The organism is Robiginitalea sp., assembly GCF_982776155.1.
In genome coordinates this window covers 335559-349437 of sequence record NZ_CEXZKX010000002.1, presented here as the reverse complement: position 1 = coordinate 349437, position 13879 = coordinate 335559, and the positions used below count along the sequence as shown (strand labels likewise).

Below are 13879 nucleotides of genomic sequence, written 5' to 3'. Positions count from 1 at the left end.
CAACTACTGGTATGATGCAATGGGAGCGGCTGTTGTCGCTGAAACGACACGGGGATACACATAAACGCCTCCGCAGGGAACAGGATGAGACCCGCCTGGGATTTGAGGTGGATTACGACCGTATAATTTTCTCCCCGTATTTCCGGAGCCTGCAGGACAAAACCCAGGTGATCCCCCTCTCCAAGACGGATTTTGTGCACACCCGGCTAACCCACAGCCTGGAGGTTTCCGTGGTGGGCCGCAGCCTGGGTCGCCTGGCAGGGGCAGAGGTCCTGAAGACCCATCCCTACCTGTCCGAAGTCCATGGGTACTGTTTCAACGATTTTGGTGCCATTGTGGCCGCCGCCGCCCTGGCACACGATATCGGGAACCCACCCTTTGGCCACAGCGGGGAAAAGGCCATCGGCGCTTTTTTCAGCCGGGGCCCGGGACGCCGCTACCAGGATGCCCTTTCGGAAGATCAATTCGAGGATTTGGTGCGTTTTGAGGGCAACGCCCACGGCTTCCGCCTGCTCACGGCTTCCCGGGAGGGGATCCCCGGCGGCCTGCGGCTGAGCCACGCCACCCTGGGGGCGTTTATGAAATATCCCAAGGGATCCCTGCCCAGGAAACCCGCCCCCCATATTGCCGCCAAAAAATTCGGGTATTTCCAGTCGGACACCGACAGCTTCCGGGAGGTGGCGGAGGAACTCGGCCTGAAAACGCTGGGCTCCGGGGCCGACCGCTTCTATTGCCGGCACCCGCTCACCTACCTGGTGGAAGCCGCCGACGATATCTGCTACACAATCATCGACTTTGAGGATGGGATCAACCTGGGGCTGATCCCGGAAGACTTTGCCCTGGAATACCTGATCAAGCTGGTGAGCGACGGCATCAACACGGAGAAGTACCGCGCCATCCCCGCCATGCAGGATCGGTTGGGCTACCTCCGGGCCATCGCAATCAATTCCCTGGTGCGGGATGCCGTCCGGGTATTTATGGAAAACGAGCCCGAGATCCTCAGCGGGGAATTCCCGGTAGCCCTCCTGGATCGGAGCCGATACAAGGCGCAGATCGCGGACATCCTCAATATCAGCGTGGAACGCATCTACCAGTCGCCCGAGGTGGTGGAAAAGGAAGTGGCCGGGTATGCGATCCTCTCAGACATCCTGGAAGTAGTGACCGGAGCCCTGGTCCGCCAACTCGAAGGCGAATTATCCGCCTACGACGGGCTCATCCTGAAGCTGCTGCCAGAAACCACCCGCATGCCCGGGGCAACCTCCGTTTACGACGTGCTGCTGCAGGCCTGTTCCTATGTGGCCAGCCTCTCGGACGGGGCGGCCGTCCACCTGCACAACAAAATCAGCGGGAAGCAGCTCTGATCAGAATTTGTAGTTGATGCCGATGCCGAGCTGTTGTCGGAACTGCGTGCGGGGCGAGCCCGGGTCAATCACCGTGCCGTCGTCGGCCTCTACACGGTCAAACAGGATGTCGTCGTCATAAATCAGGTGGGTGAGCAGGGTGGCCTGGATGAATTCATTCACCTTGAAATTAAATTTGACCTGCCAGTCTACGTCCACATTCCCGAACACCCGCAGGTAGTCCGTATAAAGGGAGAGGTTGTGGTTCAAAATCACGTTGTCCGTTATCGGCAATTCCCATTTATGGGTAACCAAAAACCCGAGTTCCGCAAAGAGGTTGGACCCGGGCTCCAGGACATTGCCGTTGTTGTCCAGTACGGCTTTTTCCACCCCGAACGCCCCGTTGTTGGCCAGGGTCTGGTCCAGTACAAAGGTACCCTTGAAGGTCAGGGGTGAGATATAGAGGTTGAAGTCCTTCCCCTCGGGGATATAGGAGGTACCCGCCCCGAGGAACAGGTAACCCGGAGCCATAAAGCGGGAAATGGGTTTGCTGCGGTCCGGGTATTTAAAACCGTCGGCAAACTGCGTGTTGAAGTTCATCTTCACGGAATAGTACCAATTGCTGATCGTATCCCGCCGGTAGCCGATCGTGCTGCTCAGCCGGATGGCGTCGTCCGTCTTCCGCCATTTTCGCCCTTCCTGGGCGTTCCAGCCAAAGCGGAGTTCCAGGTCGTTGTCCCACTGGAAATAGCGGAATTTGTAGTTCCGCTCAAAGTAGAGCTTGCCGATGGCCGATACGGCATTGTCGCCCCCTGCATTCCAGTTAACAAAGGCCACCTCGCTGAGTTGCAGGTCGAATTCGTTCTTCTTTTCCCAGAACGACGGTACCCGGAAGCGCTTTTTGCGGCGCATCAGCGGCTTGGTCTCGTTGAAGGTAATCACCGGGTTCGTGAGGTTGACCCCCCGGGGGATGATCCGGATCGGATACTGGTTCGTGCGGATCACCAGGGTGTCCGTCGGGATGCTGTCGATGGTCCGGGGGATTGTATCCTGCCCGAAGGCCAGGGTTGAAAGCAACAGGCAGGCTGTTGCAACGAGGTTGGTTTTCGCGCCGATGTTACTCATGCGTCAGGTTGTTTAAGGTCCGGAGCAGGGAGGCCTTGTCGAGCCCCAGCTCTTCGTATAGTTCTTGGGTTGTGGCGTGCCCGGGGAAGGCATCCGGGATACCCAGGCGATGCACCTTCCCGCTATACCCCATCTCGGCAAGGGCTTCGAGGACGGCACTGCCAAACCCGCCCTCCCGGCACCCGTCTTCCAGGGTCACCACCTGCCCATAGGCAAGGGCAATCTCCCGCAAGGCTTCCCGGTCCAGGGGTTTGGCAAACCGGAAATCGTAATGCCCAAAGGCTTCCGGATTCTCCGTTTCCCCCAATACCTCCCGGATGGTTTGGCCCAGGGGCCCCAGGGTAAGCACCGCAACAGCTATTCCCTGCTGCAATTTTCGTGCCTTTCCCACGGGAATTCTTCGGAAAGGGTGTTTCCAACTGGCCTGCCGGCTATAGCCGCGCGGATAGCGGATGGCCACCGGGCCCCGGGGTTCCAGTTGGACGGTGTAGAGCATGTCGCGCAGCTCCCGGTTGTCCATGGGCGACATCACCACCAGCCCCGGGATGCACCGCAGGTAGGCGATGTCGAAGATCCCGTGGTGGGTGGCCCCGTCCTGGCCCACCAGGCCGGCCCGGTCCAGGCAGAATACCACGGGGAGCTGTTGGATGGCCACGTCGTGGATCACCTGGTCGTAGGCGCGCTGCAGGAAGGTGGAATAGATGGCGCAATAGGGAACCGCCCCATCGGCCGCCATCCCGGCCGCCAAAGTTACCGCGTGCTGTTCGGCGATGCCCACATCGAAGGCCCGGTCCGGGAATTCCTCCATGAGGTATTTCAGGGAGCTACCCGAGGGCATGGCAGGGGTAATCCCGACGATGCGGGGGTTCTCCCGGGCCAATTCCACCAGGGTATGCCCGAACACATCCTGGTATTTCGGCCCCCGCCCCGGATCGTTTTCGCGGCGTACCAGGTCGCCCGTGTATTTGTCAAAACGCCCCGGGGCGTGGTAGACCACCTGGTTTTCCTCGGCCTGCCGGAGGCCTTTCCCCTTGGTGGTAACCACGTGGAGCAGCTTGGGCCCCGGCCTTGAGGCCAGTTTCCTCAGCGTGGCTACCAGCCCGGGGAGGTCGTGGCCGTCCACGGGCCCGGTGTAGTGAAGGTTCAGGTTTTCAAACAGGTTGTCGCCGGCAGCCCCCCCGGCCTTGACCCGGGTTAGGTATTCCTTGAGCGCCCCGACGCTGGGGTCGATCCCGATGGCGTTGTCGTTGAGGACGACAAGCACGTCCGTATCGGCCACCCCCATGTGGTTCAGCGCTTCAAAGGCCATTCCCCCGGCAATGGAAGCATCCCCGATCACGGCCACGTGCTTCCGGGCGATTTTTCCCTGGAGCCGGGCCGCCAGGGCCATGCCGAGCAGGGCGGAGAGGGAGGTGGAAGCATGGCCCGTACCGAAGGCGTCATACGGGCTTTCGTCCCGTTTCGGGAAGCCGCTGATCCCCCCCTGTTGCCGGTTGGTATGGAACGATTCACGCCGTCCGGTGAGGATTTTGTGCCCGTAGGCCTGGTGGCCCACATCCCAGATCAGCCGGTCTTCCGGGGTGTTGAACACATAGTGGAGGGCCAGGGTCAGTTCCACCACCCCCAGGCTGGCACCCAGGTGCCCTTCCTTGACGGAAACCACGTCGATGATGAATTCCCGGAGTTCGGCCGCAAGCTGCGGGAGGCGGTCTTCGGGAAGTGCGCGCAGGTCGGCCGGGTCGTTTATTTGCTCCAGGATTTGCATCTTCGCCGGTAAAGGTACTGCAAATTCGATTTCCGGGAAGTGGAATGGACAGGACCGCAGATAGAAAGGATCGGACGAGATATTGTATTTTTAGCCCGATGGAATTGATACTCGACGATGCGTTTTTTATGCGGAAAGCCCTGCAGGAGGCCGAGGCGGCCTTTGATCTGGGGGAGGTGCCGGTAGGGGCGGTGGTCACCGTCCGGGACCGGGTCATTGCCCGGGCCCACAACCTCACGGAGAAACTCAACGATGTTACGGCCCATGCAGAAATGCAGGCCATTACCGCCGCTGCCAATTTCCTGGGGGGGAAGTACCTGACGGACTGTACGCTCTACGTGACCCTGGAACCCTGTCAGATGTGTGCCGGGGCCCTGTACTGGAGCCAGGTTTCCCGGGTGGTCTACGGGGCGCCGGACCCCCAGCGGGGATTCACCGCCATGGGGGGGAAGCTGCATCCCAGGACCCTGGTTACCCCGGGGATCCTGGAGGCGGAGGCCGCCGCCCTGCTCAAGCGGTTCTTTATCGAGCGCCGGAACCTGAACTAGCCACCCGGCATATGAGCAAAAAAAAAAACACCGCGCCAGGGGCGCGGTGCGTACTTGTCATCAAAATAAAATATAACTATCCGATTACGTGCACATCGGCCGCAACCATTCCTTTTCGTCCTTCAGTTTCCTGATATTCTACTTTGTCCCCCTGGTTCAGCACCAGCCCGTCCAGGGCCGTGGCATGAACGAAGATGTCCCTTCCGGTGTCGTCGTTAGTGATGAATCCATAACCTTTGGACTCATTGAAAAATTTAACAGTTCCAGTCATTTAAAAAAATATTAAGTAATAAAAGTTGTACGAAGTTAAACGAAATTCTTTCAACTGTCGTACCTGTAAAAAGTGAAATTAGGAAAAATTACTGATTTTCAGGGGATTTCTTCCGGTTCTCGCGCATTTCGCGGATTTTTTGGTCCGTCAGCATGTAATCCTTCATATTCTTCCCGCGGGATTCCGAAACCAAAAACAGGGGCATGGCCAGCAGGAACAGGCCCACTACCCCGAAGCCTATGAACTTGTTGGCTTGCTGGGGGGCTTCCTCCATCCGGGTAAAACCGTAGATAATGCCTGCCAGGGAGGCCAGGACAATCGCCAAAACCACGTATCGTATCAGGGTGCGCATTACCGTGCAAAGGTAATCAACTTGCGGCGGTAAGCGGTTAGCAGTTTTGATTTTGAGACAAAACCGGCGTACTTCCCGTTGCGGACTACCGGGAGGTTCCAGGCCCCGCTGTCCTGGAATTTCTTCATCACCTGCTTCATGCTGTCCGATTCGTAAAAGATTTTTTCGGGCGGGTTTTGCAGAAAGGAGGCCACGGTGATTTTGTCGTACATGGCCGTATCGAACATGAATTCCCGGATGTCGTCCAACAGGACGATCCCCTCGAGCTTGCCGTCGGCATCCACCACGGGGAAAATATTCCGTGTAGACTTCGCCACAGATTCCAGCAGCATTTCCCCCAGGGTCATCTCCTTTCGCACCTCCCGGAAGCCGGTTTCAATTACGTCGTCGAGTTCCATGAGCGTCAGGACGGTCTGGTCCTTATTGTGGGTGATCAATGCGCCGATGCGGGCGAGTTCCCGGGTGTAGATGGTGTGGTCCATTGTATTTCGCGTTATGAGGAAAGACATGGCAGCCGTGATCATCAGGGGGACAAACAGGTCGTAGCCCCCGGTGATTTCCGCGATCAGGAAAATGGCGGTCAGCGGGGCGTGGATCACCCCGGCAATCAGGCCCGCCATCCCGATGAGCGTAAAGTTGGACTCGCTCACCGACAGCCCGAGACCCAGGTTGTTGATCACCTTGGCGAGCATGTTCCCCAGGGCGCCGCCCATCACCATGGTCGGGATAAAGATCCCCCCGGCCCCCCCGGCGGCAAACGTGGTGGTCATCGCCACCGCCTTAAACAGCGTAATCCCGAACAGCAACCCGATAACCACCCAGATATTGTGCGTATAGGCGTCAAAGGGCGTGGTGCCCAGGGCAGCCAGGTGGTCGCCCTCCAGCAGGCTGTTGATAAAGCCGAAGCCCTCCCCGTAGAGGGGCGGGATAAAGTACAGCATCGTCCCGATTGCCAGGCCGCCCACCAGCAACCGGTACTTGGGGCTGCGCAGCGGCTGGAAGAGTTTCATGATCCCGAAATACATCCGCGTAAAATAGACGGAAGCCACGGCCGTCCCCATCCCCAGGAGGATATAGTACAGGCTGTCGCGGACGGCGAAGGAATCCTGCAGCTCAAAGGTGAACAGGTTTTCGTCCCCCAGGAAGAAATAGGAGGTGAGCACCCCGGAAATGGAGGCCAGGAGCAGGGGGAGCATTGAGAGCATGGTCAGGTCCAGGCTGAATACCTCCACGGCAAAGATGATTGCGGCGATCGGCGCCTGGAACACCGAGGCGATGGCCCCGGCCGAGGCGCAGGCAATTAGCAGGGAGCGTTCCTGGGAACTGATATGCAGCATGCGGGAAATGTTGGAACTGATGGCGGCTCCGCTGGCCACGGCCGGGCCGAGCAACCCCACGGACCCCCCGAAGCCAACCGTCAGCGGCGCGGTGATCAGGGGGGTGACGATTTTTTTGGCCTGGATGAGCCCTTTCTTCCGTGAGAGGGCAAAGAGGATGGAGGAGATGGCGTGTTCCAGTTTCGCCTTGTGCACGTATTTTACGTACAGGTAAACCAGGGTCAGCCCCACGATGGGCAGGATGAAGTAGATTTCTTCGCTCAGGAACAATACGCCCCGGTCCAGGGCCGATTCGATGAAATAGGTGGCGTTCTTCAGGGTAACTGCAGCCAGGCCGGCCAGAAAACCGAGGACCACGCTCATCAGGTGGGTAAAGGTCTTATGGGAAATATGCTTGTACCGCCACTTGAGGAACCGGGTCAGTAAGCTATGTGGTTGGTTGCCCATCTACCGATCGATCTACCTAAAAGTACAAAAATACCGGGGCCCCGGACCCCGGCCGATGTATTTTCAACAGGTCCGCCCGGAAACCGGCGTACCGCTCAGGATTCCAGCAGGCCCAGGTGCAATTCCCGGAGCTGCTCCGCGTCCAGGGGCGCAGGGGCGTCGATCATTACATCCCGGCCGCTGTTGTTTTTCGGGAAGGCGATATAATCCCGGATGGATTCCTGCCCGCCCAGGATGGCGACCAGCCGGTCCAGCCCAAAAGCGATACCGCCGTGGGGGGGCGCCCCGTACTGGAAGGCATCCATCAGGAAACCGAATTGCGCCCGGGCTTCGGCTTCGGTAAAGCCCAGGTGCCGGAACATGACGGCCTGGGTTTTTTTATCGTGGATCCGGATGGAACCGCCCCCAATCTCGTTCCCGTTCAGCACCAGGTCGTAGGCATTGGCGCGCACGGCTCCCGGGTCCGAATCCAGCAATTCCAGCTGGCCGGGTTTCGGGGCCGTGAACGGGTGGTGCATGGCGTGGTAGCGCCCGGACTCTTCGTCGAATTCCAGCAGGGGAAAATCCGTGACCCACAGGGGGGCAAATTCTTTCGGGTTCCGCAGGCCCAGGCGGCCGGCGAGTTCCATCCGCAACATGCTGAGCTGGCTGCGGGTTGTCCCGGCATCCCCGCTGAGGACGCAGATCAGGTCGCCGGGTGTGGCGCCCGTAGCCTCAGCCCAACGGGCCAGGTCTTCCTGGGAATAAAATTTATCCACCGAGGATTTGAAGCTGCCGTCGTCGTTGCATTTCACATAGACCATGCCCTTGGCGCCTACCTGGGGGCGCTTTACCCAGTCTACCAGGGCGTCGATCTCCTTCCGGGTGTAGGAGGCAGCGCCGGGAACGGCAATCCCCACCACCAGCTCGGCCTGGTTAAAAACATTAAAATCCCTGTGTCGGGCCACCTCATTGAGTTCCCCGAATTCCATACCGAAACGGATATCGGGTTTGTCCGAGCCGTACCGCCGGATCGCCTCGTCGTAGGTCATGCGCGGGAATTCGCCCGTGTCCACTCCGTTTACGGCCTTGAGCAGGTGACGCGTCAGTCCCTCGAAAGCCCGGAGGATATCTTCCTGTTCCACAAACGCCATCTCGCAGTCAATCTGGGTGAATTCCGGCTGCCGGTCCGCGCGGAGGTCTTCGTCCCGGAAACACTTGACAATCTGGAAGTATTTGTCCAGACCGCCAACCATCAGCAGTTGCTTAAAAGTCTGTGGGGATTGGGGCAGGGCGTAAAATTCCCCGGCATTCATCCGGCTCGGGACTACAAAATCCCGGGCCCCTTCCGGGGTGGATTTGATCAGGTAGGGGGTTTCCACCTCAATAAAGCCCTGGTCCGACAGGTACTTGCGGACCTCCATGGTTACCGTATGCCGGAACATCAGCTTGTTCTTTACCGGGTTGCGCCGGATATCCAGGTACCGGTACTTCATCCGGAGTTCGTCCCCCCCGTCCGTCTGGTCCTCGATGGTAAACGGGGGTGTCTCGGCCGGGTTCAGGACGGTCATTTCCTCCACGAGCACCTCGATGCCGCCCGTGGGCAGTTTCGGGTTTTTGGAGGCGCGCTCAATCACATTCCCTTTAACCTGCAGGACGTATTCCCTTCCGGTTTCCCGGGCCTGATCCAGCAGGGCTGCCGGCGTGCGCTCCTGGTCGAATACCAGTTGGGTGATCCCGTATCGGTCGCGCAGGTCGATCCAGACTACGAACCCTTTGTCGCGGACTTTCCCGGCCCAGCCGGCAAGGGTTACCTCCCGGCCGATATGTTCTTCCCTGAGTTCCCCGCAGGTATGTGATCGGTACATATGTCGTGATTTAGTGCTGGCAAAGGTACAGCAGAAAGGGGGAAGCCCGCAAGCCTTTTGCGAACTTCCCCCTTTGGCCGGATCCCTTTTTTCGGGACTAGGCGGCTTCCTGCAGTCGCCTCGCCTCTTCTTCCGATTTCGGCCGCCGCTTGCGCACGGCCAGTTTAATCCGGTAGGTGATGTTGAAGAGCACCGGAACGATGATCAGCGTCAGGAACGTCGCCACGATAAGCCCGAAGATCACGGTCCAGGCCAGGGGCCCCCAGAAGATCACGTTGTCCCCGCCCATATAGATGTCCGGCTGAAAGCTGCTGAAAAGCCCAAAGAAATTGATGTTCAGGCCAATAGCCAGCGGGATAAGCCCCAGCACGGTGGTGATGGCCGTCAGCAGTACGGGCCGCAGACGGGCCTTTCCGCCCCGGACGATGGCTTCTGTTACCTGAGGCAGGGTCAGCAATTCCCGGTCGTCCAGGCCGAGTTTTACCTTTTTCCGGTCGATCAGAATCTGGGTGTAATCCAGCAGGACCACCCCGTTGTTCACCACGATACCCGCCAGGGAAATGATGCCCATCATGGTCATCATGATGACAAAGGACCATCCCGTGATGATCAGCCCGCCAAAGACCCCGATAAAACTCAGGAAAATGGCAGTCATGATGATGGCCGGCTTCGATATCCCGCCAAACTGAAAGACCAGCAGCAGCATGATCAGCCCGAGGCCGGAGAAGAAAGCCCCCACCAGGAACTGCATCTGTTTGTTCTGCTCCTCGAGCTGGCCGGTATAGTCGATGCTGACATTCGGCGGGACGCCTTCGAATTCCTCCATGGCGTCCTGGATTTGCGAAACGATGGCCCCGGCATCCGTGAACCCGGGGGTGAGGCCCGAGTAGACAGTCACCACGCGCTTGGCATCGATATGCTTGATAGCGCTGAACCCGGAGGTGTTCCGGTGGCTGGCTACGGCCGAGACCGGGATTTCCTTGATCTGCCCGGTGGCCGGGTCTCGGAAAATGATGTTCTGGTTGAACAGGGCACTCGTGTTGTAGCGGAGGTCTTCGTTGAAGCGGACATTGATGTCGTAATCTTCCCCGTCCTCCTTGTAGATACCCGCCTTGTCCCCGAATATGGAGCGCCGCAGCTGGTTGCCCACCTGGCCGACGGCCACGCCGAGTTCCCCGGCTTTTTCCCGGTCCACGATCACTTCCATGGAGGGCTTGCTCTTATTCACGTCGATCTTCAGTTCCTCGATTCCCTCGATGTTCTTGCTGTTGATAAAATTCCGCATCCGCTCGGCCAGGTTGATGAGCGTGTCGTAATTCTTTCCTTCCAGCTCCACGTTGATCGGGTAGCCGGCGGGCGGGCCCACGGCGTCTTTTTCAACGGAGATCTCTACCCCGGGGTACACCCCTTCCAGGGCCTGCTGGATCCTGAGCCGCAATTCCTCCGTATCCTTGCCTTCCCGGTATTTGTACTCCCGCATGGACAGCGTGATTTTTCCCCGGTGCGGCATTTCTGCGGCCGTCCCCCCTTCGGTAAACGGGTTCTCGGCCCCACGCCCCACCTGGGAAACCGTCGATTCGAGCAGCACGTTCCGATCGCCCATCATATAGGTGTCGCTGTCTACCACGGCGTACACGCGTTCCTCGATGGCCTTGGTGATCTCGTTGGTCTTTTCGATGGAGGTACCCTGGGGATACTCGATGTAGACATAGATTTCGTTGGGCGTATTGTCCGGGAAAAATTCCACCTTGGTACGCTGGCTCGCCAGGGAAGCCCCGAAGGCCATAAACGCGGCGATCAAAAGGACGAACATTGTCCCGGCATACCAGTAGACGTTCCGGCCCCGCAGGGCGCGTTTGAGTTGGCCCTCATAGAAATTCTCCAGCCGGCGCAGGGTGACCCGCTGGAAGCGGTTTGCGCGTTTTTTGATCACGTACCGGTAAAGCCAGAACAAGCCTGCCGTGACGATCATCAGGGAGCCGAGCCCGCGCATGGCGCCCCCCACGATCAGGATGAAAATCCCCAGGGGTATCAGGATCAGCGACAGCCTCACGAGCTGTTTCCGCGTCAGTTCCTTTTCGCCCGTTTCCATGAAGTTCGATACGAGCATCGAATTCATGAAGATGGCTACAAAAAGCGACGAGCCGAGTACGACGGAAAGCGTGATCGGGAAGAAAATCATAAACTCCCCCATGATACCGGGCCAGAGGCCCAGGGGGACAAAGGCAGCCACCGTGGTGGCCGTGGAGATGATAATCGGCACAGCGATTTCGCCAATCCCTTTTTTGGCGGCTTCCAGTCGGGACATGCCCTCCTCATCCATCAGACGGTAGACGTTCTCTACAACCACCACCCCGTTGTCCACAAGCATCCCCAGGCCCATAATCAGACCAAAGAGGATCATTGTGTTCAGGGAGTAGCCGAGCCAGGAGAGGATCATAAAGGACATAAACATGGACATCGGGATGGCAAAGCCCACAAAAAGCGCGTTGCGGAACCCGAGGAAGAACATGAGCACGGTGACCACCAGCAGAATGCCGAAGATGATATTGTTCACCAGGTCATCCACCTGGTTCAGGGTCCGGCTCGAGGAATCGTTGGCGATGGTCACGTTCAGATCCCTCGGAAAATAATCCTCCCGGGCCTCCTGTACCAGGTCGCGGATTTTGTTGGCCGCTTCGATGGTGTTTTTACCCGACCGCTTTTTGATGTCGAGCATCACCACGCTCCGGCCTTTCTCCCGGGCATAGGTGGTCTTGTCTTCTTCGTGGAAGGTCACCGTAGCCACGTCCTTGATATACACGGCATTCCCGTTTTCGGATTTTACCACAAAGTTCCGGAGTTCGTCCGGGTCTTCCACTTCCCCGAGGATGCGAACCGTCCGGCGCTGGCCATTGGTCTGCAGGTTCCCGGCAGACATGGTCATATTCCCATTGCGGATGGCGTTCAGCACGTCGTCGAAGCTCACCTTGGCGGCCATCATCTTGTAGATATCCACGGCCACTTCCACCTCCTTGTCCTGGGCCCCGCGGATGTCCACCTCCTTAATCTCGTCGAGGTCCTCGATCTCGTCCTGCAGGTACTCCGCAAACTCCTTGAGCTGCTCCACCGGGTAGTCGCCGGTGAGGTTGACATTCATGATCGGGAAGGATTCCGCCAGGTTCAGGTCGAATACGTTCGGCTCCACCTTGGCGCCGTTGAATATCGGCCAGTCTTCCCCGGCCTTTTCAGCATCCACCTCGTCTTCTACCTTGAGTTTTGCATCCTGGACGCTGATGTTCTCGTCAAATTCCACAACGATCATCGAGTAGTCTTCCTGGGAAGTGGAGGTCAGTTCCACCAGGTTGCTCACATTCTTCAGCCGGTCTTCCAGCGGGTCGGTGATCAGCCGCTCGATATCCTCGGCCGTGTTGCCCGGATAGGGGGTGCTGATATACACCTTGGTTTCCTCCACCTCCGGGAAATCCTCCCGGGGCATGTTTTGGTAGGCGGAAATTCCCATGACCAGGAAGATGCCGATCATCACATAGATCACCGACGGGTTGTCGATGGCCCAGGACGAGAGCCAGAATTCCTTGTCTGCGTTCTTTTTCTGTCGGCTCATGCTTTGTTCAGTATTTGGATTTTCTGCCCTTCGCGAACGCGGCGGGCCCCTTCTGTGATAATCTGGTCGCCGGCTTCGATGCCACTGAGGATCTCCACCTGGTCGCCCTGCGACAGGCCGGTTTCCACCAGGCGCTTAACCGCCGTTCCCACGCCCTCAGCATCGATGTCCTCCGCCAGGTACACGTATTGCTGGCCTTCGGCATTCTCGGAGATCACCGAGGGCGGGACCAGGATGGCTGCCTCGGCAGAATAGTCGTTGATGCTGACGCGGGCCGTCAGGTTCGGCTTGATCTTCCCATCCCGGTTGGGCACGGGGATCTCCACGCTGAAGGACCGGTTGGTCGGATTGATGTAATTTCCGGTTTGCCGGACTTTCGTCCGGATGCTGTCGCCCAGGACCGGCAGGAAAATCATCACGTCCTTACCCGGGCGGACGCTCGGGAGGTAGCTTTCCGGTACATCTACTTCCACGTACATATCCGAGAGGTTTACCAGCCGGATCACAGGCATGCCGGCCGCCGGGTTGACGGTGGTTCCCGCTTCCAGAAGCACGTCGTCCACAATGCCGCTGAAAGGAGCCCGGATGGCCGACTTGGCCAATTGGGCCTCGGCCTGACGGATCTGGTTGGTCAGGGATTCAAACTCGGTTTTGGCCTGGAGGTACTGGATCTCCGAGCCGATATTCTGATCCCAGAGGCGTTTTTGGCGCTCATAGGTGGTTTCTGCCAGGGCCGCCTGGGTGCGGAGTTGCTCCAGGCCGCTCGACAGGCCGCCGTCGTCGATGCGGGCCAGGACCTGTCCTTTGCGGACCTGGTCCCCGTCTTCGACCAGAACGCGTTCCAGGGTGCCCGCCATTTCCGGGTAGAGCAGGACGTTCTGTTTGGTCTGCACATCGCCCTGGAGTTCCAGGTAATGGTCAAACCGGGCGGGCTGCAGCTGCATGGTGGATACCAGGGGCCGGTTGGCGTTTCCCTCCAGGGAGGCGATAACCGAATCGATTTGCCGCAGGGAGGCCTTCAGGTTTTTTTCCGTCTCGGACAATTCCTGCCGCCGGGCTTTGATGGCTTCCAGATCCCCGTTGGCGAGGAGGGTGTCCAGGTCGCTGTCCGGGCTGCTTCCGCAACCCGAAAGGGCCAGCAGGGCAAAGGTCAGAAGGAGAATATTTTTCATGGGTGTATGATTGATGGTTGTTGAAATCAGGATTTTGGTCTGTATCGGGATTTTGGTTTGTATCGGTAGCA

Annotated in this window: 10 protein-coding genes; 2 read left to right on the top strand and 8 right to left on the bottom strand. The window is 58.6% G+C overall.

What is annotated here, in order from left to right:
- Positions 1-14: 14 nt before the first annotated feature.
- A complete protein-coding gene (gene dgt / locus AC3DKS_RS05175; protein ID WP_474731178.1) occupies positions 15-1361 on the top strand; it encodes a dGTP triphosphohydrolase in 1347 nt (448 codons plus the stop codon).
- Here dgt and AC3DKS_RS05170 read toward each other — a convergent pair whose 3' ends face one another.
- Both AC3DKS_RS05170 and AC3DKS_RS05165 read right to left on the bottom strand, forming a co-directional pair.
- Positions 1362-2465, bottom strand: coding sequence for a DUF3078 domain-containing protein (locus tag AC3DKS_RS05170; RefSeq protein ID WP_015753112.1), 1104 nt, complete (start codon positions 2463-2465; stop codon positions 1362-1364).
- On the bottom strand, positions 2458-4230 hold the full coding sequence (locus AC3DKS_RS05165; RefSeq protein WP_474731024.1) for a 1-deoxy-D-xylulose-5-phosphate synthase: 1773 nt from the start codon (positions 4228-4230) through the stop codon (positions 2458-2460). The genes AC3DKS_RS05170 and AC3DKS_RS05165 overlap by 8 nt, the downstream gene beginning before the upstream one ends.
- Positions 4231-4328: 98 nt before the next feature.
- Between AC3DKS_RS05165 and AC3DKS_RS05160 the strand changes: the two genes are divergently transcribed.
- Positions 4329-4778, top strand: a complete 450-nt coding sequence (locus AC3DKS_RS05160) for a nucleoside deaminase (protein WP_474731021.1) — start codon at positions 4329-4331, stop codon at positions 4776-4778.
- 76 nt (positions 4779-4854) lie between these two features.
- Here the strand turns inward: AC3DKS_RS05160 and AC3DKS_RS05155 are convergent, their stop codons facing one another.
- The 6 genes from AC3DKS_RS05155 to AC3DKS_RS05130 form a co-directional block, all read right to left on the bottom strand.
- Complete coding sequence (locus tag AC3DKS_RS05155) at positions 4855-5049, bottom strand: cold-shock protein (RefSeq protein WP_015753109.1); 195 nt, start codon at positions 5047-5049, stop codon at positions 4855-4857.
- Positions 5050-5137: 88 nt separating this feature from the next.
- Positions 5138-5401 (bottom strand): hypothetical protein, encoded by a 264-nt coding sequence (locus AC3DKS_RS05150; RefSeq protein WP_015753108.1) that lies wholly within the window; start codon positions 5399-5401, stop codon positions 5138-5140.
- Complete coding sequence (locus tag AC3DKS_RS05145) at positions 5401-7185, bottom strand: chloride channel protein (protein WP_015753107.1); 1785 nt, start codon at positions 7183-7185, stop codon at positions 5401-5403. Before AC3DKS_RS05145 ends, AC3DKS_RS05150 begins: the two co-directional genes overlap by 1 nt.
- A 95-nt stretch (positions 7186-7280) precedes the next feature.
- Positions 7281-9032: an aspartate--tRNA ligase gene (aspS, locus tag AC3DKS_RS05140; protein WP_015753106.1), complete on the bottom strand. Its 1752-nt coding sequence runs from the start codon at positions 9030-9032 to the stop codon at positions 7281-7283.
- 97 nt (positions 9033-9129) lie between these two features.
- Positions 9130-12636, bottom strand: a complete 3507-nt coding sequence (locus tag AC3DKS_RS05135) for an efflux RND transporter permease subunit (RefSeq protein WP_474731015.1) — start codon at positions 12634-12636, stop codon at positions 9130-9132.
- On the bottom strand, positions 12633-13808 hold the full coding sequence (locus AC3DKS_RS05130) for an efflux RND transporter periplasmic adaptor subunit (RefSeq protein ID WP_041326907.1): 1176 nt from the start codon (positions 13806-13808) through the stop codon (positions 12633-12635). The genes AC3DKS_RS05135 and AC3DKS_RS05130 overlap by 4 nt, the downstream gene beginning before the upstream one ends.
- Between the last annotated feature and the right edge of the window lie 71 nt (positions 13809-13879).

Coding starts and splice junctions, on each gene's coding strand:
- AC3DKS_RS05160 (WP_474731021.1), top strand. CDS start 4,329: ATGGAATTGATACTCGACGATGCGTTTTTTATGCGGAAAGCCCTGCAG.
- AC3DKS_RS05165 (WP_474731024.1), bottom strand. CDS start 4,230: ATGCAAATCCTGGAGCAAATAAACGACCCGGCCGACCTGCGCGCACTT.
- AC3DKS_RS05155 (WP_015753109.1), bottom strand. CDS start 5,049: ATGACTGGAACTGTTAAATTTTTCAATGAGTCCAAAGGTTATGGATTC.
- AC3DKS_RS05135 (WP_474731015.1), bottom strand. CDS start 12,636: ATGAGCCGACAGAAAAAGAACGCAGACAAGGAATTCTGGCTCTCGTCC.
- AC3DKS_RS05150 (WP_015753108.1), bottom strand. CDS start 5,401: ATGCGCACCCTGATACGATACGTGGTTTTGGCGATTGTCCTGGCCTCC.
- AC3DKS_RS05145 (WP_015753107.1), bottom strand. CDS start 7,185: ATGGGCAACCAACCACATAGCTTACTGACCCGGTTCCTCAAGTGGCGG.
- aspS (WP_015753106.1), bottom strand. CDS start 9,032: ATGTACCGATCACATACCTGCGGGGAACTCAGGGAAGAACATATCGGC.
- dgt (WP_474731178.1), top strand. CDS start 15: ATGCAATGGGAGCGGCTGTTGTCGCTGAAACGACACGGGGATACACAT.
- AC3DKS_RS05170 (WP_015753112.1), bottom strand. CDS start 2,465: ATGAGTAACATCGGCGCGAAAACCAACCTCGTTGCAACAGCCTGCCTG.
- AC3DKS_RS05130 (WP_041326907.1), bottom strand. CDS start 13,808: ATGAAAAATATTCTCCTTCTGACCTTTGCCCTGCTGGCCCTTTCGGGT.